This is a genomic window from Stenotrophomonas sp. AS012628, assembly GCF_010608305.1.
Taxonomy (GTDB): Bacteria; Pseudomonadota; Gammaproteobacteria; order Xanthomonadales; family Xanthomonadaceae; genus Stenotrophomonas; species Stenotrophomonas geniculata.
The window spans coordinates 41,655-63,269 of record NZ_VMBJ01000014.1 but is presented as its reverse complement, the minus strand read 5'-3'; the positions used below and the strand labels follow the sequence as shown (position 1 = coordinate 63,269).

The following is a 21,615-nucleotide window of genomic DNA, read 5'->3' as shown; positions in this document are numbered from 1 at the left end:
CCCGATGCCGAACTGGATCGACCGCCTGCGCCGCTGGGCGCTGCCTGCCTTGGCCGCATTGGCCGTGGCCGGCTGTGCCCGTACCGATCCGGGCACCACCACCGTACGTTTCTGGGCGATGGGCCGCGAGGCGGAGGTGGTCAGCGAGCTGATCCATGAGTTCGAGGCCGAGAATCCGGGCATCAAGGTGGATGTGCAGAACATCCCGTGGACGGCCGCGCACGAGAAGCTGCTGACCGCGTTCGCCGCCGACGGCCTGCCGGACGTGTGCCAGCTGGGCAACACCTGGGTACCGGAGTTCGCCGAGCTTGATGCGCTGACGCCGCTGCAGCCGTTCGTGCAGCGCTCGGCCGTGGTCGACCCGAAGGACTACTTCCAAGGCATCTGGGATACCAATGTGATCCACGGCGAGCTGGTGGGCGTGCCGTGGTATGTCGATACGCGCCTGATCTTCTACCGCAAGGATCTGCTGGCCAAGGCCGGTTACGACCACCCGCCGCGCACGTGGCAGGAGTGGGACGAACAGATGGCGGCGATCAAGCGCATGCAGGGCCCGAACCGCTATGCGGTGCTGATGCCGATCAACGAGTTCGAGCAGCAGCTGTCGCTGGCGCTGCAGCAGCCCGATCCGCTGCTGCGCGACGATGACACGCGCGGCAATTTCGCCAGCCCGGGGTTCCGCCGCACGCTGGCCTTCTACGCCAACATGTTCGAGCAGGGCTGGGCGCCGAAGATGTCCGAGACGCAGATCTCCAACGTCTGGGACGAGTTTTTCCGTGGCTTCAATGTGTTCTACATCTCCGGCCCCTGGAACATCCGCGAGTTCAAGAAGCTGCAGCCCAAGGAGCTGGAAGGGCAGTGGGGCACGGCCGCGTTGCCGGGTCCGGACGGTCCGGGCGCCGGTATTGCCGGTGGCACCAGCCTGGTGATCTTCCGCAAGTCGCAGCAGAAGGAAGCCTCCTGGAGGCTGATCGAGTTCCTGTCGCGCCCGGAAATCCAGGCCCGCTTCCATTCCATCATCGGCGACCTGCCGCCGCGTCGCAGTACCTGGAACGCACCGTCGCTGGCCAATGATCCTCTGGCCGCTGCGTTCCGTGACCAGCTGGAGCGGGTCAAGCCGACGCCGAAGGTGCTTGAGTGGGAGCGCATCGTGCAGGAAATGCGCATCGTCACCGAGAAGGTGGTGCGTGGTGGCCTGGCGCAGGACAAGGCCGTGGAAGAGCTGGACCAGCGCGTGGACAAGGTGCTGACCAAGCGCCGCTGGATGCATGAACAACAACGCCTGCAGCAGCGCGTGCCGTCGCCGCAATCGAGCAGTGCCGTGGCCGCCGGGAGCGCGCAATGAAACGTACTTCGCTTGCCGGCTGGATTTTCGCCGGTCCCTCGCTGATCGTGCTGGGCGTGTTCTTCGGCCTGCCGGTGGCTTCGGCGCTGGCGCTGAGCGTGACCGACTTCGACCTGTATGCCCTGGCTGACAGCAGCAACCTGCGGTTTGTCGGCCTCGGCAACTACATCGACCTGCTGCAGACGCCGATGTTCTGGAAGTCGCTGTGGAACACCACCTACTTCGTGTTGATCGGCGTGCCGTTGTCGATTGGCGTGTCGCTGGGTGCGGCGATGCTGCTGAATGCACCGGCCGCACGCTTCAAGGCGCTGTTCCGCACCGCCCTGTTCGCGCCGGTGGTGACCACGCTGGTGGCGGTGGCGGTGATCTGGCGCTACCTGTTCCATACCAGCTACGGCCTGGTGAACTACGGCCTGGGCCATCTGGGCATCAGTCCGATCGACTGGCTGGGCGATCCCAACTGGGCGATGCCGACCATCATGCTGTTCGCGGTGTGGAAGAACTTCGGCTACAACATGGTGATCTTCCTGGCCGGCCTGCAGGCCATCCCGCATGACCTGTACGAGGCGGCCCGTATCGACGGTGCTTCGCGCTGGAAGCAGTTCCTGCACATCACCCTGCCGATGCTCGGCCCGGTGCTGCTGGTGGTCGGCGTGATCACCGTGTCGGGCTACTTCCAGCTGTTCGCCGAACCGTACGTGATGACCCGCGGCGACCCACTGCAGAGCACCGTCAGCGTGCTGTATTTCATGTTCGAGGAAGGCTTCAAGTGGTGGAACCTGGGGCGCGCCTCCGCAGTGGCGTTCCTGCTGTTCCTGATCATCCTGGCGGTGACCACCGTGATGCTGCGTTTCGGCCGCAAGAGGCAGTTGGTATGAGTCGTGAAATCGGCCAGTCGCGCTGGTACCCGTGGTTGATCAATGGTGCGTTGCTGGTGCTGGCCCTGGTCAGCCTGGCGCCGCTGCTGTGGATGCTCTCGGTCTCGTTCATGCCGCAGGGCGAGGCGACCCACTTCCCGCCGCCGCTGCTGCCATCGAGCATCACCACGCGCAACTACCATGAGTTGTTCGCGCGCACCGGCATGGGCGGCAACTTCGCCAACAGCCTGCTGGTGTCGGTCGGTATCACGCTGGGTTCGCTGCTGCTCAACACGATGGCCGGCTATGCCTTCGCCAAGCTGAACTTCGTCGGCCGCGAGCGCCTGTTCCAGGTGCTGATGGCGGCGCTGGTGATTCCGGCGCAGGTGGCGATGCTGCCGCTGTTCCTGCTGATGAAGCAGCTGGGCCTGGTCAACAGCTTCGGCGGCGTGATCGTGCCGGCGCTGGCCAGCGTGTTCGGCATCTTCCTGGTGCGGCAGTACGCGCGTTCGATTCCGGACGAGCTGCTGGAAGCGGCCCGCATCGACGGGGCAGGGGAGCTGCGCATCTTCTTCCAGATCGTGCTGCCGATGCTCAAGCCCGTGCTGGTGACCCTGGCGATCTTCACCTTCATGGGGGCATGGAACGATTTCATGTGGCCGTTGATCGTGTTGACCGATCAGGAGCACTACACTTTGCCGGTGGCGCTGGCCACCCTCTCGCGCGAGCACATCATGGACGTGGAAATGATGATGGCCGGCGCGGTGGTCACCGTGGTCCCGGTGCTGGCGCTGTTCCTGGTGCTGCAGCGGTACTACATCCAAGGTCTGTTGCTGGGGAGCGTCAAGGGATGAAGCGAGCGATCGCCGTTGGACTGGGCCTGTTGTGGACCTCCCTGGCGATCGCCGCACCCCCGGCGCTGCCGGCACCGAAGGTGCTGGACGACTTCGACGACATCGCGGCCTGGAAGCTGGTGCTGTCCGACCAGGTCAGCGGTTCGCTGCGGCCGGTCAGCGGCGCCGGTGGTGGCCGCGCGCTGTGCCTGGACTATGACTTCCACGATGTCTCCGGCTACGTCGGCATCCGTCGCGCGCTGAACATCGAATACCCGGTCAATTACCGCTTCGGTTTCCAGCTGCGCGGTGATTCGCCGGGCAACGACCTGCAGTTCAAGCTGATCGATACCAGTGGCGACAACGTCTGGTGGGTCAACCGGCCCGGCTACAGCTTCCCCAGGGCGTGGACGCCGGTCGAGTACCGCCGCCGCCAGATCGACAAGGCGTGGGGTCCCTCGCCCGAGAAGGAGATGGCACGCAGTGCTGCGGTCGAGTTCACGATCTACAGCAAGGTCGGCGGCCGCGGCACGGTGTGCTTCGACAAGCTGACCCTGCAGGGCCTGCCAGCTCAGGATGATTCGGCGCTGGTGCCATCGGTGATTGCCGATACCGCCACCGCGCTGCAGGACCGCATGATCGACGGCAAGAGCGATACGTTCTGGATCAGTGGTGGCGTCAAGCAGCAGACCATCAGCCTGGACCTGCACAAGAGCCGCGAGATCGGCGGTGCGGTGATCGACTGGCTGCCGAATCTGGAAGCCCGCCGCTATACCGTGCGCACTTCCGAGGATGGCCGTGACTGGCGTACCGTGCGTGAAGTGACCAGTGGTGCCGGTGGCCGCGACTGGCTGGCGCTGCCGGACACCGATGCGCGCTACGTGCGCTTCGATCTGCAGGACGGGCCGAACTGGCGCTATGGCATCCGTGACATCACGCTCAAGCCGCTGGCCTTTGCCGCCACCCCGAACGCTTTCCTCTCCTCGGTCGCCGCCGACCTGCCACGCGGCTCGCTGCCACGTGCCTATGTGGGTGAGCAGCCGTACTGGACCCTGCTCGGCCTCGATGGCGGCCAGGAACAGGCGCTGATCAGCGAGGACGGCGCACTGGAGCCGGCCAAGGGCAGCTTCAGCATCGAACCGTTCATCCGCCTCGATGGCAAGCTGCTGGACTGGTCGAAGGTGGCGATCACCCAGTCGCTGCAGGATCATTACCTGCCGATCGCCAACGTCGATTGGGTGCATGAAAAGGTTGGCCTGGCGGTGACCGGCTTCGTGCAGGGCACGCCGGAGCGCGCGCAGCTGATCGGCCGCTACCGGCTGAGCAATCCGGACAAGGTCGCACACGAATACACCCTGGCACTGGCGATCCGTCCGTGGCAGGTCAATCCGCCCACGCAGTTCCTCAACACCGTCGGTGGCTTCAGCCGCATCGATGCACTGGATGTGGGCGAGCAGCTGGTGCGGGTCAACGGTGAGCCGCGCATCTACCCGCTGCAGGTGCCGGACGCGCGCTTTGCCAGTACGTTCGATGGCAAGCTCGATGCGATGCATCTGGCGGACGGCAAGTACCCGGCTGAGACCGCGGTGAAGGACAGCACCGGCATGGCGTCGGGCGCGTTGATCTATACGATCAAGCTCGAGCCTGGCCAGAGCCGCGAGGTGGCGGTGGTGCTGCCACAGACCGGTGGCTGGGCGCCGCAGGCGCTGGACGTGGCCAAGGCGCAGGCGCAGGTGGCCGAACAATGGCGCAAGAAGCTGGGCGTGGTCTCGCTGCAGGTGCCCGCTGCAGGCCAACCGCTGGTCGACACCCTGCGCACGGCGGTCGCGCACATGCTGATCTCGCGGGTCGGGCCGCGGCTGCAGCCGGGCACGCGTTCGTATGCGCGCAGCTGGATCCGCGATGGCGCGATGATTTCCGAGGGCCTGCTGCGCATGGGCCGCAGCGATGCGGTGCGTGACTACATCAACTGGTATGCGCCGTACCAGTTCGAGAACGGCAAGGTGCCGTGCTGCGTCGATGCGCGCGGCAGTGATCCGGTGCCGGAGAACGACAGCCATGGCGAGCTGATCTACAGCATCGCCGAGTACGGGCGTTACACCGGCGACAGCACCTTCACCGAGCTGATGTGGCCGCACGTGCAGGGCGCTTTCACCTACATGGAGCAGCTGCGCGCCAGCGAGCGCACTGAAGAGAACCGCGCGCGCAACCCGGCGTTCTACGGGATGATGCCGGCCTCGATCAGCCACGAAGGCTATTCGGCCAAGCCGATGCACTCGTACTGGGACAACTTCTGGGCGTTGCGCGGCTACAAGGACGCGGCGCTGCTGGCGACCCAGCTGGGCAAGGTCGAGGCGATGCAGATTGCCGAATCGCGCGACCAGTTCAGGGATGACCTGCAGGCCTCGCTGTTGTCGGCGATGCAGCAGCACAGCATCGACTACCTGCCGGGCTCGGCCGAGCTGGGCGATTTCGATGCGACCTCGACCACGATCGCACTGGCGCCTGGCGGCGAGCAGGGCCGACTGCCGCAGCAGGCCCTGGAGGCGACCTTCGAACGCTACTGGAACGAGTTCGTCGCGCGGCGCGATGGCAAGCGCGAGTGGAAGGACTACACCCCGTACGAATGGCGCAACGTGGCCGCGTTCGTGCGCCTGGGCTGGCGCGACCGCGCCTGGCAGGCCACCGAGTTCTTCTTCAAGGACCGCGCACCGCAGGCCTGGAACCAGTGGGCCGAAGTGGTCTCGCGCACGCCGCGCAAGCCGTTCTTCGTCGGTGACCTGCCGCATGCCTGGGTGGCCTCGGACTTCGTGCGCTCGGCCTTGGACATGTTCGCCTACAACCGTGACATGGACGATGCGCTGGTGCTGGCCGCCGGCGTACCGAGCGCGTGGCTGCAGGGTGAGGGTGTCGCGGTGCAGGGCCTGCGTACGCCACAGGGCCAGCTCAATTACCGCCTGCAGCGCAGCGACAAGCAGCTGGTGCTGGAGGTGCAGCCGGGCCTGGTGCCGCCGGTGGGGGGCGTGGTGCTGCCATGGCCGTACGCGGGTGATCCGGGCGAGGTGACGGTCAACGGCGAAGCCGCCGAGTGGATCAACAAGGAACTGCACGTGCACCAGCTGCCGGCGCGGATCGAGATCGAAGTGCCGAGCGCGGTGCGCCGCGCCGAGCGCAAGGGACAGTAACGATGAAGCAGCAGGGGGCGAGGGTGCGCACATCGGTGCGTGCCCTGGGGCTGGCCATTGCATTGGCATTGCCGGGCGTGTTGATGGCGGCCGAACCGGCTGCCACGACCGCGGCGCCCGACGTTGCCAGCGCGCCGGGCATGAGCATGGTCACCTTCAACCTGCATCATGACCGCGAAGACTGGCCGGGCCGGCGCCGCACCATTCTGGCCGAACTCAAGCGCCTGCAGCCGGATGCGGTTGCCCTGCAGGAGGTGATCCAGCGCCGCAACGTGCGCAACCAGGCGCAATGGCTGGCCAGCCAACTCGGCTACAGGCACGTGTTCGTGTCCACCGATCCGGTTGGGGCGCCCAAGCGCTACGGCAATGCGCTGCTGACGCGGCGGCCGATCCTCGCCCAGGGGGATCATCTGCTGCAGCCGTTGGACGACTACCGCACGGTTGCTCACCTGCGCATCGACGTCGATGGCACGCCGGTGAACGTCTATGCCACGCACCTCAACGAGCGCAGTGACGAGAGCGGGCAGCGCATCCGCCGCAGCCAGGTCGAGGACCTGCTGCGCTTCATCACTGCAACGTCGGCCGGTGCTCCGGTGGTGATCGCCGGCGACTTCAATGCGCTGGTGGATGCTGGTGACCTGAGCGAGCTGCGCAGCCACTACGGCGACAGCTACGGCAGCGTGCACGTCAACACTGACCTGGCCGGGGTCAGTACATTGAACCGGCACTACTACCAGGCACCCTCGCGGATCGACCACATCTTCTTCCAGCAGGACGAGATGGTCGCGCGTGAGGCCAAGCTCCTGTTCGACCAGCCCGATGACAGCGGTCGCTGGGCCTCGGACCACTACGGCGTGTGGACCCGTCTGCAGTTCGCGCCGAAACCCTGACGGAGCACGCTTCGGTAGGTGCCAACCTTGGTTGGCACGGACGTGTCCGCGTCCGCTCCAACAACGGCGCCGACCAAGGTCGGCCTCTTCCAGAGCGCTGCACGCGCCCGAGGCACAAACAAAAACGGCGGGGATCATTGATCCCCGCCGTTTCGTTTTCATGCGATCAAAGAGCGATCAGTTCGCCGGCGGCGTGCGCTTGGCAGTCTCTTCGTCTTCTTCGTCGGCCTTGGCTTCTGCAGCCTGGGCTGCAGCGTCGGCATGGCCATCGGCGACCGGGTCGATCAACGGCGTCACCACCGCTTCGGCGACCGGGGCAGCGGCTTCGATCGGCGCGGCTTCCACCGCCACCGGAGCGACCGGCTGTTCGGCGGCTACGACGGGTTCGACGACCGGCTTGGCTTCAACCACCGGCGCAGCCTCAACGGCCTCCGGATTGGCTTCAACCATCGGAGTGGCTTCAACGATCTCCGGCTTGGCTTCAACCACCGGCGCAGCTTCGACCGCCGCCGGCTTCGCTTCGATCACCGGAGCGGCTTCAGCCACCGGGGCTGCTTCAACCGCGACCGGCTGTGCTTCGGTCACCGGCGCAATGACTTCGATCACCGGCGCGGCAGCGGCTACCGGCTGGGCCGGGGTCGCGGCGTCGATGGCATCGAGCATGCTGGTCTGCACCGGCGAGGACACCGCTTCGGTCTTCGCAGCAGCTTCGACCGGGGCCTGCACTTCAGCCACGACCGGGGCGGCGGCTTCGACCACGGCGCTGCTCACCACGGCAACCGGTGCGGCGGCGACGGCGGCGGCAGCACGGACCGGCTTCGCGGCGTCGGCAACGACCGGCTCGACTTCGTCATCGAAGTCGAACTCCGGCTGCGAACGGGCCGGCTGCGCAACAGCGACCGGCGCAGTGCCGGCAGTACTGTCGACGTTCGGCTCGGCGCCGTCGGCGTCATCACTGTCATCACCCTCGTCCTGGTCATCACCCAGAGCGTCGCTGCCAGCGGCGTTCTCGGCGCCACCGCGACGACGACGACGGCCACCACGACGGCCACGGCGACGGCGGGTCGCGCCTTCGCCTGCCTGCTCGCCATTGGCGTCGGTTGCGGCCTCGTCACCGGCAACCGCAACCACCTCGGCCTCGTTGGCACCGGTCTCGACCGCTACTGCGGCGTCCGCCGGAGCGGCGGACACCGGGGCGACCGGTGCAGTGGCTTCCTGTGCGGCCACCCCATTGGCGGCGGCGGCCGTGGCGGCCACAGCTGCTGCCGCGGTCACGGCGTCGACCGGTGCATCGGCGGCACCGCGCTGCGGCTTCTCGGCCGGCTTGTCACCGTCCTGCTGCTGCGGACGCGGCTGCTTGGGCTGCTTCAGCTTCGGCTGCTGCTGGTTCTGGTTCTGGCCCTGCTGCTCGTTGCGCGGCTTGTTCTGCTGCTGCGGCTGCTGCTGGCCATCCTTCTGCTGCGGCTCCTTCTGCTTGCCCTGCTGCGGCTGCGACTGGGCATTGCCGTTGTTGCCGTTGCGGCCATCCTTGCGCTGCTCACCGCGGTCCTTGCGGTTGCCGCCGTCCTTCTGCTGCTGCGCGTTGCCGTTGCCACGATTGTCATCGCGACGGTCCTTGCGGTCCTTGTTGCGATCCTTGTTGCGGTCCTTGCGGCCGCCGTCCTGCTGCTGGCGTGCAGCCGGGGCTGCCGGCGCCGGCGCCGGGGCCGGTTCGCCACCGAACACGCGCTTGAGCCAACCGATCACGCCGCCGCTCGGGACCGGCGCCACCGGCGCTGCCACGACCGGGGCCGGGGCAGTTGCGGCCGGCTCCACTTCCTCGCGCACCGGGGCGGGGGAGGTGTGCTTGACCTGGGTCACCGCCGGCGGCGGGATGTTCAGCTGGCCCTTGGTCAGCGCGTGCACCGGCAACTTGCGCGGGGTGCCGCGCTGGTAGCTGGGCTTGTTGCTCTCTTCACCCAGCTCGTTCTCGCGCAGGCGGGTGACGGTGTAGTGCGGGGTGTGCAGCTGCTCGTCGGCGACGATCACGATCGGCGCCTCGTGGCGCTGCTCGATCTCGCGCAGGGCGCTGCGCTTTTCGTTCAACAGGTAGTTGGCGATCTCCACCGGGGCCTGGACCAGCACCTGCCCGGTGTTTTCCTTCATCGCATGTTCTTCGGCGACGCGGATGATCGACAGCGACAGCGACTCGACGCTGCGCATGCGGCCGTGGCCGTCGCAACGCGGGCAGACGATCTGGCTGGACTCGCCCAGGCTCGGGCGCAGGCGCTGGCGGCTCATTTCCAGCAGGCCGAAGCGCGAGATGCGGCCGACCTGGACGCGCGCGCGGTCGTACTTCAGCGCGTTGGCGAGGCGGTTCTCGACTTCGCGCTGGTGCTTGTTGGAGGCCATGTCGATGAAGTCGATCACCACCAGGCCGCCCAGGTCACGCAGGCGCAGCTGGCGGGCCACTTCTTCGGCCGCTTCCAGGTTGGTCTGGAACGCGGTGTCCTCGATGTCGCTGCCCTTGGTGGCGCGCGAGGAGTTCACGTCGACGGCGGTCAACGCTTCGGTCTGGTCGACCACGATCGAGCCGCCCGACGGCAGGCGCACGTTGCGCTCGTAGGCGCCTTCGATCTGCGATTCGATCTGGAAGCGGTTGAACAGCGGGATGTCGTCCTTGTAATGCTTGAGCTTGCGCAGGGTCTGCGGCATCACCTGCTGCATGAACTCGCGGGCGTGCTCGTACATCTCCTCGGTGTCCACCAGGATCTCGCCGATGTCGGCGCGCAGGTAGTCACGCAGGGCGCGCACGATCAGGCGCGATTCCTGGTAGATCAGGAACGGGGCCGGCTTGCTCAGCGCGGCTTCGGCGATGGCACGCCAGACGTTGAGCAGGTAGTCCAGATCCCACTGCAGCTCTTCCGCATCGCGGCCGACGCCGGCGGTACGGATGATCACGCCCATGTCGTCGGGGATGTTCAGCTTGTCCAGGGCGTCCTTCAGGGCGGCACGGTCTTCGCCTTCGATGCGACGGGACACGCCGCCGGCGCTGGGCGAGTTCGGCATCAGCACCATGTAGCGGCCGGCCAGCGAGATGAACGTGGTCAGGGCAGCGCCCTTGTTGCCACGCTCTTCCTTGTCGACCTGGACGACGATCTCCTGGCCTTCCTTCAGCAGTTCGCGGATGCCGGCCTTGTTGTGGTCGACACCGGCCTGGAAGTAGTCGCGGGAGATTTCCTTCAGCGGCAGGAAGCCATGGCGGCCACCACCGTACTCGACGAAGGCCGCTTCCAGCGAGGGCTCGATGCGGAAGATCCGGCCCTTGTAGATGTTGGACTTCTTCTGTTCCTTCGACGGCTGTTCGATGTCGATGTCATACAACGACTGGCCATCCACGATGGCAACACGCAGCTCTTCAGCCTGCGTGGCGTTGATCAGCATTCGCTTCATTGTTGCGTTCCTCGCAAGCGGCTACCGCGCGGAACGCCATGGGGTTTCGCCTCTGGACACGGTTCGCCGCCCATTCGCGCAAGCGCGGGGAGGGCGGCTTGGGTTTCCAGCGCTACGACACCACGGCAGGCCGCGGGAGCGCTTCACTCTTATGGGTTTTGGGGTGTTACAGGCCGCAGGCAGCTGTCAGCCAGGCTGGAGCGCCACGCGGGACATGTTCAGCACGGTTGCGTGTCAGGCATCCGGCGATGGCCGGGAAGGCCGGTGAGCCGCTAACATGGCCGCCCCGCGGGCGGTGGTCGCGCACTGTGCCGGATTCGTCGGAAGCTGGGCTTCTGGCCCTGAGTAACTTCCAACGAAATCAATCCCTTATCTCGCCCCCCGAGTGTAACAGAATAAACAGCCTGATGACCGCCCAAGACCCGACCAAACCCGCTGGCGACAAGCCTTCCGTGCGCATGATCACCGTTCCCGCCGACCGCGCCGGCCAGCGCCTGGACAACTTCCTGCTTGGCCAGCTGAAGGGCGCCCCGCGCAGCCTGGTCTACAAGCTGGTGCGCAGCGGCCAGGTACGGGTGAATGGCGGCCGTGCCAAGGCCGAACGCAAGCTGGAGGCGGGTGACGAGGTGCGTGTGCCGCCGGTCCGTCTCAGTGAAGAGGGAGACAAGACCGGTCCTCCGGAGGCGTTCATGCGCCGCCTGGAGCAGGCCATCGTCTTCGAGGACGCCCGCCTGCTGGCCCTGAACAAGCCCACCGGCGTGGCCAGCCACGGCGGCAGCGGCATCAGCTTCGGCGCTATCGAGACCCTGCGCGCGCTGCGCCCGGGGCAGACCCTGGAACTGGTCCACCGGCTGGATCGCGACACCTCGGGCCTGCTGATCGTGGCCAAGAAGCGCTCGGCGCTGAGCGAACTGCAGGCCCTGTTGCGTGAAGACCACGGCGCTGGCATCCGCAAACGCTACCTGACGCTGCTGACCGGGCGCATGCCCGATGGCGTGATGACGGTCGACGCGCCGCTGCACGTGGGCCTGCGCCAGGGCGGCGAGCGCCATGTGCAGGTCAATGCGATCGGCAAGGAATCGATCAGCCACTTCCGGGTAGTGGAACGTCGTGGCGGCCATTCATACTGCGAGGTGCGTATCGAGACCGGCCGCACCCACCAGATCCGCGTGCATGCCCAGCATCTGGGGCATCCAGTGGCCGGTGACGACAAATACGGCGATCCGGCGGTCAACAAGCGGCTTCGTGAGCAGATCGGCCTGAAACGCCTGTTCCTGCACGCGGCTTCGCTGGAGTTCGCGCTGGACGACGGCAAGACCCCGTATGTGCTCAATGCGCCGCTGGCCGATGAGCTGGCCGAGGCGCTGGACCGCCTGAAGTAAGGAACCCTTGTAGAGTCGGGCCATGCTCGACTGGCGTTCCGCGCGAGCCGACCGGAGAGCAGTCGAGCGTGGCTCGACTCTACAGGGCGAGCCGGGAGTCCCTCACCACTTGAACAGCACCAGGCTGATCGCCAGGGTGCCCATGCCGGCCACCAGGCCATACACGGTTTCGTGGCCCTTGGCATAACGCTTGGCTGCCGGCAGCAACTCATCCAGCGCAAGGAACACCATCACGCCGGCGATCAGTCCGAACACCCAGCCAAACGTGGCGTGCGACAACGATCCTGACAGCAGCCAGTAGCCCAGCGCCGCGCCCACCGGTTCGGCCAGGCCGGACAGCAGGCTGGCACTGAACGCATAGAACTTGTTCTGGGTGGCGAAGTACACCGGCACCGCGATCGCGATGCCCTCGGGAATGTTGTGGATGGCGATGGCGAAGGCCAGTGGCATGCCCACCGATGGGCTTTCCAGCGTGGCAAAGAAGGTTGCCAGCCCTTCCGGGAAATTGTGCGCGGTGATCGCGACCGAGGTCAGCAGCGCGACCCGTTTCAGGTATTCGCGGCTGTTCTCGCGGAACGCGGGGTCCTGCTTGTCCAGGCTGTCGTGCGGGTTGGGAATGAAGTGGTCGATCAGCACGATCACGATCACGCCCAGCAGGAAGGCCAGGGTGCCGTAGGTGAAGCCGGTGCGCTCGCCATAGGCCAGTGCGAACGAAGCAATGGACTTGTTGAGGATCTCCGACAGCGACACATAGACCATCGCGCCGCCAGCGAAGGCCAGGCCGAACGCCAGCAGGCGCGGGTTGGGGCGCCGTGAGAACAGCACCAGCAGGCTGCCGATGGCGGTGGCGAGGCCGGCCGCAAGAGTGACCGCCAGTGCGATCCAGATGTTTTCGGGAGGAATCTGCAGCATGTACCGACGCGGTCCTGGTCAATAGACAACCGCCCCGGGCAAGGCCGGGGCGGCGAGGGCGAGGCGGGCGTCGGCTGGCCTCGTCGGGGCGCGGGCGATCAGCCGCCGCGGCGCAGGCGTTCTTCGATGGCGAAGCACTGGTCCGGCTTCGGCTGCGGCGGGTTGAAGCTGACCGGTACCTGGATGGTGGCCGGCACTGCAGCACCGTTGCGGGTGGCGGCCTTGAACTGCCAGCCCTGCACGGCGGTCCTGGCCAGTTCGTCCAGTTGCGGGTTGCCGGCCCCGGTCAACAGCGCGACCTCGCTCGGCTTGCCGTCGGCCCCGATGGTCACCTTGAAGGTGCTGGTGCCGCCCACGCCCATGCAGGCCAGCTCAAGCGGGTACTGCGGCGGCGGCGTCTTCACCGCGGCCACTTCGGTCGGCGGCGGCGGTGGTGGTGCCGGTGGTTCGGACGGGCCACAGCCGGCCAGGCCGGTCGCAGCGATCAGGAACAGGCTCAGCAAACGTACGTTCATGGCAGTTGCTCCGTCAGGGCCGAAGTCTTTGCCGCGCAGATGAAGTCGTTCTCGCTCAGGCCGCCCACATCGTGGGTGGAGAAGCGCACGACCGCGCGGTCGTAGTGCACGCCCAGGTCCGGATGGTGGTCCTCGTGATGGGCGATCCAGGCCAGCGCGTTCACGAAGGCCATGGTGGCGTAGTAATCCTTGAAGCGGAAGGTGCGCGTCAGGGCCTGCCCGCCCTCGCTCAGCTCCCAGCCGGGAACCTGCGGCAGCAGTTCGGCCAGGCGGGCCTCGCCAAGCTTGTGGTCGCTGCCTTTGCGCGGCACGCAACGGGCCTGGGCCAGTGGAATCAGGTCGGCCATGGGAATCTCCACCTCGTGTTGACTGAACAATGCGCCGGACGGTGTATAAACCGAATGAGCGGCTGACGCTTACTTGGCTAGAATAGCCTGATGATCCAGATCTCCGACACTGCCCAGACCCATTTCCGCAAGCTGATCGAACGCGAGGGCGTGCCCGGCATGGGCGTGCGCCTGAGCGCGGTCGACCCCGGTACCCCGCGCGCCGATGCCCGGCTGGAATTCGCCGAACCGACCGACCTGCTCGGTGACGAGTGGGCGGTGGACTGCGATGGCTTCACCCTCTACGTCGATGCGAGCAGCGTCGGCTGGCTCGACGGCGCCGAGATCGACATCGTCGCCGGCACCGCCGGTACCCAGCAGCTGACCATCAAGGCACCGCGCATCAAGGGCGAGGCCCCCGGCGATGCCGCGTCGCTGGTCGAGCGCGTGCACTGGGTGGTGGAGAACGAAGTCAATCCGCAGCTGGCCTCGCACGGCGGCAAGGTGGCCGTGCAGGAAGTTTCGGCCGACGGCGTGGTGCTGCTGCGCTTCGGTGGTGGCTGCCAGGGCTGTGGCATGGCCGACGTGACGCTCAAGCAGGGTATCGAGAAGACTCTGATGGGCCGCGTGCCGGGCGTGACCGCCGTGCGCGACGCGACCGACCACGACAGCGGCCACGCGCCGTACATCCCGCGCGGCAACGTCGCCTGACCGCTGACGCGTGCCTCTGACCCGGGCCGAGCAACTCATCGAACTGCTGCTGGCCCGCCAGCAGCCACGCGCCGTCCTCGAGAAGTCTACGCGCCTGCCCTATGGCTGGGCGCTGTGGCTGCGCTCGCTGGGCCCGCTGCCGCGGCCGTTCCACGCCCGCGAAGTGATTGCGGTATTGCTGCCGCGCCCGCTGCCTGGGCCGCCGGGTCAATCGCCCCGGCTGTCACCGTGGCAGTCGCTGCGACGGCTGTTCTGGCAGGACTGGGACGCTGCGCCGCGCGATCAGCGCTGGATGCGCTGGACCTCGGCGTTTGCCAGCGCGCTGCTGCACCTGCTGTTTTTCATGCTGCTGCTGTGGGTTGCGGTGATCCGCACCACGGCACCGGAAGCAGAGGGCGCCGAAGGCGAGCGTGTGCAGGTGGAATTCGTCGGTCGCGCCAGCCAGGAAGGTGGTGGCGATCAGCCGGGTGCCGAAGCGGCTGCGGCTGCACCGGCGGGTCAGGTTGCCGCCGGCCAGGAGGCAGGGGCAGCGACGGCACCTGAGCCACGTCCTGCGGCCGCGTCGGCGCCTGCACCCGCGCCGGCTCCAGCACCGACAGCCAGCGTGCCGTCGCCGCCGGCCGAAGCCGAGCCGGCCCCGCTTGCGGCCCCGCCACCCTCGCCGGTGCAGGCCACCGAAGTAGCGCAGGCCAGTACGGATTTCGTGGTACCGCCGGTCAGCGTGCCGCGCACCGAGGTCAGCATCGTGCCGCGTGACACCACGCCCACAGTGCGCGAGCGCAGCGTGCAGCCGGTGCAGGCGCCGCCAACCCCAACCGCACTGCGTGCGCCGGAGATCGCGGTGCGGACGCCGCAGCTGCGTGACATCCAGGTGCAGGAGCGCGAGGTCAGTACGGTCGATGCACCGGCGGTGTCGCAGCCGCTGCGCACGGCCGATGTGCAGGTGCGCGTGCCGCAGCGCGACGTGCAGGTGCGCGAGCGTGAAGTGCAGGCGGTGGTCGATCCGCAGGTGCGGATGGCAACCGTTGCCGGTCGTGATCCGGCGGTGCGTGCGCCGGCGGGTCGTGACGTACAGGTGCGCGAGCGCGAAGTAGCCTCGGCACCGGCCGCAGCCCCTTCGTCTTCCAGTGGCAATGCACCCGCGGCAACACCCGCGCCGGCAGCCAATGGCAGCGCGACGCAGGCGAGCAGCAGCACTACGCGGCCTGCTGCATCCAGCACGACCCCGGCTCAGGCAGGAGCGCGCCCGGCCCCCAATCCGGGCAACTGGGCCACGCCCGCCAAGGGTGATGACTGGGGTGCATCGAGCCGCAACCATGACGGCGCTGACAAGGGTGCCCGCCAGGCCAGCACCACCGGCGAGGGCAGTGGCCTGTTCAATGCCGATGGCAGCGTGCGTGTGCCGGGCCAGGAAGGCGAGGGTCGTGCCGAGCGCGGTGCGCCCGGTGGTGCCAACGATGGCTGGAGCAAGGAACGCATCGCGCAATCGGGCACCTGGTTGAAGCGACCGCCTTACGACTACACGCCCACTTCGTTCGACAAGTACTGGGTCCCGCAGGAATCGCTGCTGGCCGAGTGGGTGCGCAAGGGAGTCAAGGCAATGGAGATTCCATTGCCGGGTACCAGTACGAGGATCTCCTGCGTGATCTCGATCCTGCAGGCCGGTGGTGGCTGCGGCCTGACCAATCCGAACATGCAGGACCAGCCGGCCGTGGCGCGACCGCCGCCGGACATCCCGTTCAAGAAGGAACTGCAGGAAGACAACGGGAGCCGCTAGGCAAGGCGGGGCGCCACACAGTGGCCGGCTCGCGCTTGGGTAGGTGCCAACCTTGGTTGGCACAGAAGCGCCGACCAAGGTCGGCCTCTACCGAGGCATCAGCGCATGCCGACCAAGGTCGGCATCCACCAGGGCACTGACCTTACGCGCGCTGCGAGAGGAACACCCAGAACGGCACGTCGCGGCCGACCCAGTCGCGGCTGGCTTCGTCCATCACGTCCAGCAGGGTGTCAAAGTCCTTCTGCGTGGAGGCGCGCAACGTGTCCACATCGGCCAGGAACAGCGCGTAACCGTTGGCCGGCAGCCACTGCAGGTCGCGCAGGTTGTCCGACAGCGCATCCCAGTTGCCGCCGAAGCCGGTCGGGAAATCCAGTTGTGCGGCCAGCCGGGCGAGCAGGGTGCGCTTGTCGCCCACGCCTTCCAGATCGATGCGGATCACCTTCAGCCCGGCATCGCGCATCGCTGCGGCCAGTGCGCCGATGTCGTCGCTGTCGATGGCGTAGACGCCAGCATTGTTGATGTCGTGCAGGCCGAGGCCGAAATCATCGTGGCTCATCACTGCGCTCCCTGGGCCGGTACGGTGAAGCTGCGGAACGATTCGTAGTGGTCGTCGGTGTAGTACCACGCCTCCGGCGGATCGCCGCCGGTGACGATGCGGCGCGTGCCACGGGTGCGGGCGCCGGGGGTATCGACGGTGTATTCGCGGTAGTAGCCGCGCGGGCGCTGCGGCAGCTGCTGCTCGCGGTTGCCGAACGTGCTGCCGTCCTGGCGGTGCGGGAACGGGCCGCCATGCTGGATCAGGGCGATGGTCTGCCGGGCTTCAGCGGGCAGGAACGCGGGCAGGCTGTTGTCCTTGCTGGGCGTGATCATGGCCGGCGCGCGCGCGGCAGGCCCACCCTGCAGGTCCGGCGCGAACTGCGGCGCCGGCGGGCGCTGCATGAAGTGGTTGACGACCAGGCCGAGCAGCAGCAGGGCGATGGCGGTGATCAGCAGCCGGGGGTTGCGCATGGGCAAGGAGCGGGCGAGGGCGATGCAGGCACTGTAGCGCCTGCGCGCTGCACGGTGCATGAGGATGGCATCGCGTCACTGCTGCGTAACAATTGCCGTCGTGCTCACTGGCAGGACGCAATTTCCTTTACATCCCCCTTGGTAATCTGGCGGTCTGTCCCCATCATTCACCGCGCAACGCCCGACACCGTCGGGTGCCCTCGCAATCAGGAGATGCATCATGGCCTATACCCTGCCCAAGCTGTCCTACGCCTACGACGCGCTGGAACCGCACATCGATGCGGCGACGATGGAAATCCATCACACCAAGCATCACCAGACCTACATCAACAACGTCAACGCGGCGCTGGAAGGCACCGAGTACGCTGACCTGCCGGTCGAGGAACTGGTGAAGAAGCTCAAGTCGCTGCCGGAGAACCTGCAGGGTCCGGTGCGCAACAACGGTGGCGGCCATGCCAACCACTCGCTGTTCTGGACCGTGATGGCTCCGAATGCTGGCGGCAACCCGGTGGGCGACGTGGCCAAGGCCATCGACAAGGACCTGGGCGGCTTCGACAAGTTCAAGGACGCCTTCACCAAGGCTGCGCTGACCCGTTTCGGCAGCGGCTGGGCCTGGCTGAGCGTGACCCCGGACAAGAAGGTCGTGGTCGAGAGCACCGGTAACCAGGACAGCCCGCTGATGGAAGGCAACACCCCCATCCTCGGCCTGGACGTGTGGGAACACGCGTACTACCTGAAGTACCAGAACCGCCGTCCGGAATATATCGGCGCGTTCTTCAACGTCATCGACTGGAACGAGGTCGAGCGCCGTTACCAGGAAGCGATCGCCTGATCGCGGTGATGGGATGAACGGAGAAGGCCGGGGAAAACCCGGCCTTTTCTGTTGCAGGAGTCATTCGGTAGTGGCGGTATCACCCTGCAGGCGCAGGGTGGCCATCACGCCCAGGCGCAGGCCGGGCAGGTCGCCGTCGGCCGGCAGCAGGATCGGCTGCTGGCGGATGCCGCCGAAGTGCTTGACCTGGAACAGCACATCCAGGCCATGACCGCTGCTGCCGCCACCACTGGCCGCAGGCGCCTCGACGCGACCGCCGGGATTGCGCCGGGCGGGCTGGAACCCCGGGGTGCTGCGCACGAGCTCGACGGTGGTTGCCGAGAAATCGCCGGCGATCAGGCTGGGCATGCCCTCGGCGGTGGCGCCGATCCAGGTCATCAGGTCGCTGGTCTGATGCTGGCGGGCGGTGGCCTCGTCCGGGTCCGGGCGCAGCCGTGCCACATAGATGTTGACCAGTGCCTCGCCCAGCTTCAGCCGCATCATGCCGGCGGCGCTGAAGATGCCGGGTGGGTGCAGCAGGGTCACGCCATCCTCGCTGACCGGCAGCCGGGTCAGCATCGCGTTGCCATGCCGCAACGGCTGGCTGGGCGGATCGGCGGTAACGAAGTCGCAGCTGTAGCGCAGCCGGGTGGCGAGCCAGCAGGCCGGGTTGCGGCCCTGCTGCTGCAGCACCTGCTGCACCGAGATCACGTCCGGTTGCAGGTCGGTCAGCAACTGTGCGACCTGTTCGCGGCGCAACTTCCATTGCGCATCATCGCGGCTGGGCAGCTCCAGCGCGGCCACGGTCAGCTGGCGGGGCTCGCTTTCGCTGGCCGTTGTGGCCGGTGCCTGCGGCCGCGCCTGCGCCTGCAACGCCATCAGCAGCACCAGGCAACTGAGCAGGAGACGGGCGGGGGAGAGGGGGCGCATAACGATAAGTTTACGCTTTTGTCGTGCAGGTGCCGTGACTTCCGGCATGGCATGCGGTGTCTGCCATGGATTGGCACCGTTGTCATGCAGCCCTGCAGCGTGCTTCGCAAGCCCTGCTTCCGGTAATCTTGCGCCTTTCGCTTTGCAGGATTGCCTTACAGGATGAGCCACGACGCAGTTGCCCCCATCGCCGGCCAGGGAAAGATGCCGCGCCAGATCCCGTACATCATCGGCAATGAGGCCTGCGAGCGGTTCAGTTTCTACGGGATGCGCAACATCCTGGTGCAGTTCCTGATCACCTCGCTGCTGCTGCAGGAAATCACTGCGGAAGGCCGTGCCGGTGAAGCCAAGGACATCATGCACAGCTTCATGATCGGCGTGTATTTCTTCCCGCTGCTCGGAGGCTGGCTGGCCGACAGGTTCTTCGGCAAGTACCACACCATTCTCTGGTTCAGCCTGGTCTACTGCGCCGGCCACTTGTGCCTGGCGTTGTTCGAGAACAGCCGCGAGGGCTTCTTCCTCGGCCTGGGCCTGATCGCGCTCGGTGCCGGCGGCATCAAGCCACTGGTGGCCTCGTTCATGGGTGATCAGTTCGACCAGAGCAACAAGCACCTGGCCAAGATCGTCTTCGACGCCTTCTACTGGATCATCAACTTCGGCTCGCTGTTCGCCTCGCTGCTGATCCCGCTGGTGCTGAAGAACTGGGGCCCGCAGTGGGCGTTCGGTATCCCGGGCATCCTGATGTTCATCGCCACCTTCGTGTTCTGGCTGGGCCGCAAGCGCTACGTGCTGGTGCCGCTGCCGCCGAAGGATCCGCATTCGTTCGCCAACGTGGTGCGTACCGCACTGACCACGCGCGTGACCGGCCAGGGCCGTCCGGGCCTGGTGATCGCCGTGCTCGGCCTGGTGCTGGCAGCAGCCTCGTTCAGCCTGGTCGGCTCGCTGGGCATCGTCATCTGCCTGTGCCTGGCGCTGGTGTCGATCCTGGCGGGCATCGGCGGCGGCACCTGGCTGCAGCTGGAGCGTGCCCGTGGCCAGCATCCGGCCGAAGCCGTGGAAGGCGTGCGCTCGGTGCTGCGCGTGCTGGTGATCTTCGCGCTGACCACGCCGTTCTTCTCGCTGTTCGACCAGAAGGCCTCGACCTGGGTCCTGCAGGGCCAGCAGATGCAGATGCCGAGCTGGTTCACCGCCTCGCAGATGCAGGCGCTGAACCCGCTGCTGGTGATGATCCTGATCCCGTTCAACAACCTGGTGCTGTACCCGGCCCTGCGCCGCTTCGGCTTCGAGCCGACCGCGCTGCGCCGCATGACCGCCGGTATCGCCTTCAGCGGCCTGGCCTGGATCGTGGTCGGCGGCATCCAGGTGGTGATGGACGGGGGCAACGCCATGTCGATCTTCTGGCAGATGCTGCCGTACGCGCTGCTGACCTTCGGTGAGGTGCTGGTCTCGGCCACCGGCCTGGAGTTCGCCTACAGCCAGGCGCCGCAGGCCATGAAGGGTGTGGTCATGAGCTTCTGGAACCTGACCACCACCATCGGCAACCTGTGGGTGCTGCTGTCCAATGCAGCCGTGCGCAATGACGTGGTGACCCACAAGATCGCCAGTACCGGCCTGAGCGAGGCGGCATTCCTGATGTTCTTCTTCGCCGGTTTCGCCTTCGTCGCGGCGTTGGCCTTCGGTTGGTACGCAAAACGCTATCGTATGGTCGACAACTACCGTAGCGCCTGAGCCTGACATGACCCCCGTCAATCTGCTGTTGATCGCCATCACCGCCATCCTGTCGTGGATGGCGTTCAACAACCGCAAGCTGGCCGACCGCCTGATCCTGTGGCCGCCGGCCATCGACCGTCACCGCCAGTACGACCGGCTGGTGACCTATGGCTTCATCCATGCCGACTGGTCGCACCTGATCTTCAACATGATCACCCTGTTCTTCTTCGGGGGATTCATCGAGAGCGTGATGGTGCAGCTGACCGGCAGCTACCTGACCTACCCGGCGTTCTACATCGGTGCGCTGCTGGTCTCGATCCTGCCCAGCTACCTGAAGAACCAGAAGAACCCGAACTACCTCAGCCTGGGTGCGTCCGGGGCGGTGTCGGCGGTGCTGTTCGCCTTCATCCTGATCAAGCCGTGGTCGATCATCCTGGTGTTCTTCATCCCGGCGCCGGCCATCGTCTACGCCGCGTTCTACGTCGGCTACAGCATCTGGATGGACAAGCGCGGCGGTGACCGCATCAACCACAGCGCCCACCTGGCGGGCGCGGCGTTCGGCGTGATCTTCATGCTGGCCATGCAGCCGAGCATCTTCACCCACTTCCTGCGCGAGCTTTCCAACCCGACCTTCCGCCTCGGCGGCGGTTGATGGCGGGAGCGGGGCGGATCGGCAGCGATCCGCCCCGGCAGGCTCAGATCGCGGTCTGCTGGCCGTAGGTGTCCAGCAGGCGGGCGAACACTTCCTCGCCGATGCGCTGGAAATCCTGGTCTTCGGTCTGCCCTTCCACCGCCAGTTGCAGCAGGCCCTCCAGCAGGGCGCGGTCGGTATCGGAATGGGGATCGCTGGGGTGCATCGGTGCCTCCGCGGTGGTGCGCATGATCAACGGTCGCAAGGGCCGTGCCAGCCTGGCCGTACCCCTCCACAGGCGATAGCGGCCGCCGGCCCTCCAGCTTGAGGGTCGAAAACTGACGTGAACGGACTGGACTT

General features: G+C 66.7%; 19 protein-coding genes. 11 read left to right on the top strand and 8 right to left on the bottom strand.

The window, feature by feature from the left end; translation table 11 throughout:
- Positions 1–4 precede the first annotated feature (4 nt).
- Genes G5A07_RS08945 through G5A07_RS08925 form a run of 5 tightly spaced genes read left to right on the top strand, consistent with a single transcriptional unit; the run spans position 5 to position 7,110 of the window.
- Positions 5–1,345, top strand: coding sequence for a sugar ABC transporter substrate-binding protein (locus tag G5A07_RS08945; RefSeq protein ID WP_019336630.1), 1,341 nt, complete (start codon positions 5–7; stop codon positions 1,343–1,345).
- Positions 1,342–2,223 carry a sugar ABC transporter permease gene (locus tag G5A07_RS08940; protein ID WP_005410323.1) on the top strand — a complete coding sequence of 294 codons (882 nt, stop codon included), beginning with the start codon at positions 1,342–1,344 and terminating at the stop codon, positions 2,221–2,223. Before G5A07_RS08945 ends, G5A07_RS08940 begins: the two co-directional genes overlap by 4 nt.
- Positions 2,220–3,056, top strand: a complete 837-nt coding sequence (locus tag G5A07_RS08935; RefSeq protein WP_006378064.1) for a carbohydrate ABC transporter permease — start codon at positions 2,220–2,222, stop codon at positions 3,054–3,056. Before G5A07_RS08940 ends, G5A07_RS08935 begins: the two co-directional genes overlap by 4 nt.
- Positions 3,053–6,220, top strand: a complete 3,168-nt coding sequence (locus tag G5A07_RS08930) for a discoidin domain-containing protein (RefSeq protein WP_191863182.1) — start codon at positions 3,053–3,055, stop codon at positions 6,218–6,220. The genes G5A07_RS08935 and G5A07_RS08930 overlap by 4 nt, the downstream gene beginning before the upstream one ends.
- A gap of 2 nt (positions 6,221–6,222) precedes the next feature.
- Positions 6,223–7,110, top strand: a complete 888-nt coding sequence (locus tag G5A07_RS08925) for an endonuclease/exonuclease/phosphatase family protein (protein ID WP_191863181.1) — start codon at positions 6,223–6,225, stop codon at positions 7,108–7,110.
- 177 nt (positions 7,111–7,287) lie between these two features.
- Here G5A07_RS08925 and rne read toward each other — a convergent pair whose 3' ends face one another.
- On the bottom strand, positions 7,288–10,542 hold the full coding sequence (gene rne, locus G5A07_RS08920) for a ribonuclease E (RefSeq protein WP_191863180.1): 3,255 nt from the start codon (positions 10,540–10,542) through the stop codon (positions 7,288–7,290).
- A gap of 407 nt (positions 10,543–10,949) precedes the next feature.
- Here rne and G5A07_RS08915 point away from each other — a divergent pair, with 407 nt between their 5' ends.
- Positions 10,950–11,924 carry an RluA family pseudouridine synthase gene (locus G5A07_RS08915; protein WP_191863179.1) on the top strand — a complete coding sequence of 325 codons (975 nt, stop codon included), beginning with the start codon at positions 10,950–10,952 and terminating at the stop codon, positions 11,922–11,924.
- Positions 11,925–12,026: 102 nt separating this feature from the next.
- On the opposite strand, the gene zupT is transcribed toward G5A07_RS08915, so the two are convergent.
- From zupT to G5A07_RS08900, 3 genes are all read right to left on the bottom strand, one after another.
- Positions 12,027–12,836 carry a zinc transporter ZupT gene (zupT, locus tag G5A07_RS08910; RefSeq protein WP_010486740.1) on the bottom strand — a complete coding sequence of 270 codons (810 nt, stop codon included), beginning with the start codon at positions 12,834–12,836 and terminating at the stop codon, positions 12,027–12,029.
- A 98-nt stretch (positions 12,837–12,934) separates the two neighbouring features.
- Complete coding sequence (locus G5A07_RS08905; protein ID WP_049453082.1) at positions 12,935–13,351, bottom strand: energy transducer TonB; 417 nt, start codon at positions 13,349–13,351, stop codon at positions 12,935–12,937.
- Positions 13,348–13,698, bottom strand: coding sequence for a 4a-hydroxytetrahydrobiopterin dehydratase (locus G5A07_RS08900; RefSeq protein ID WP_005417612.1), 351 nt, complete (start codon positions 13,696–13,698; stop codon positions 13,348–13,350). Before G5A07_RS08900 ends, G5A07_RS08905 begins: the two co-directional genes overlap by 4 nt.
- 90 nt (positions 13,699–13,788) lie before the next feature.
- On the opposite strand from G5A07_RS08900, the gene G5A07_RS08895 reads away from it, so the two are divergent.
- Both G5A07_RS08895 and G5A07_RS08890 read left to right on the top strand, forming a co-directional pair.
- Complete coding sequence (locus G5A07_RS08895; RefSeq protein ID WP_010486746.1) at positions 13,789–14,388, top strand: NfuA family Fe-S biogenesis protein; 600 nt, start codon at positions 13,789–13,791, stop codon at positions 14,386–14,388.
- 10 nt (positions 14,389–14,398) lie between these two features.
- Entirely contained in the window at positions 14,399–16,165 is a 1,767-nt protein-coding gene (locus G5A07_RS08890) for a hypothetical protein (RefSeq protein ID WP_191863178.1), read from the top strand.
- A gap of 142 nt (positions 16,166–16,307) precedes the next feature.
- Here G5A07_RS08890 and G5A07_RS08885 read toward each other — a convergent pair whose 3' ends face one another.
- Positions 16,308–16,721: a barstar family protein gene (locus G5A07_RS08885; protein WP_049482374.1), complete on the bottom strand. Its 414-nt coding sequence runs from the start codon at positions 16,719–16,721 to the stop codon at positions 16,308–16,310.
- Positions 16,721–17,173, bottom strand: a complete 453-nt coding sequence (locus G5A07_RS08880) for a ribonuclease domain-containing protein (RefSeq protein WP_191863177.1) — start codon at positions 17,171–17,173, stop codon at positions 16,721–16,723. Before G5A07_RS08880 ends, G5A07_RS08885 begins: the two co-directional genes overlap by 1 nt.
- A gap of 220 nt (positions 17,174–17,393) precedes the next feature.
- Here G5A07_RS08880 and G5A07_RS08875 point away from each other — a divergent pair, with 220 nt between their 5' ends.
- Entirely contained in the window at positions 17,394–18,005 is a 612-nt protein-coding gene (locus tag G5A07_RS08875; protein WP_005410310.1) for a superoxide dismutase, read from the top strand.
- Between the two features lie 60 nt (positions 18,006–18,065).
- Here the strand turns inward: G5A07_RS08875 and G5A07_RS08870 are convergent, their stop codons facing one another.
- A complete protein-coding gene (locus tag G5A07_RS08870; RefSeq protein ID WP_191863176.1) occupies positions 18,066–18,914 on the bottom strand; it encodes an endonuclease/exonuclease/phosphatase family protein in 849 nt (282 codons plus the stop codon).
- Between the two features lie 162 nt (positions 18,915–19,076).
- Here G5A07_RS08870 and G5A07_RS08865 point away from each other — a divergent pair, with 162 nt between their 5' ends.
- Positions 19,077–20,642, top strand: a complete 1,566-nt coding sequence (locus tag G5A07_RS08865) for an oligopeptide:H+ symporter (RefSeq protein WP_049409328.1) — start codon at positions 19,077–19,079, stop codon at positions 20,640–20,642.
- A 7-nt stretch (positions 20,643–20,649) separates the two neighbouring features.
- Complete coding sequence (locus G5A07_RS08860; RefSeq protein ID WP_010486760.1) at positions 20,650–21,276, top strand: rhomboid family intramembrane serine protease; 627 nt, start codon at positions 20,650–20,652, stop codon at positions 21,274–21,276.
- A gap of 43 nt (positions 21,277–21,319) precedes the next feature.
- Here the strand turns inward: G5A07_RS08860 and G5A07_RS08855 are convergent, their stop codons facing one another.
- Positions 21,320–21,505, bottom strand: a complete 186-nt coding sequence (locus tag G5A07_RS08855; protein ID WP_049453088.1) for a hypothetical protein — start codon at positions 21,503–21,505, stop codon at positions 21,320–21,322.
- Between the last annotated feature and the right edge of the window lie 110 nt (positions 21,506–21,615).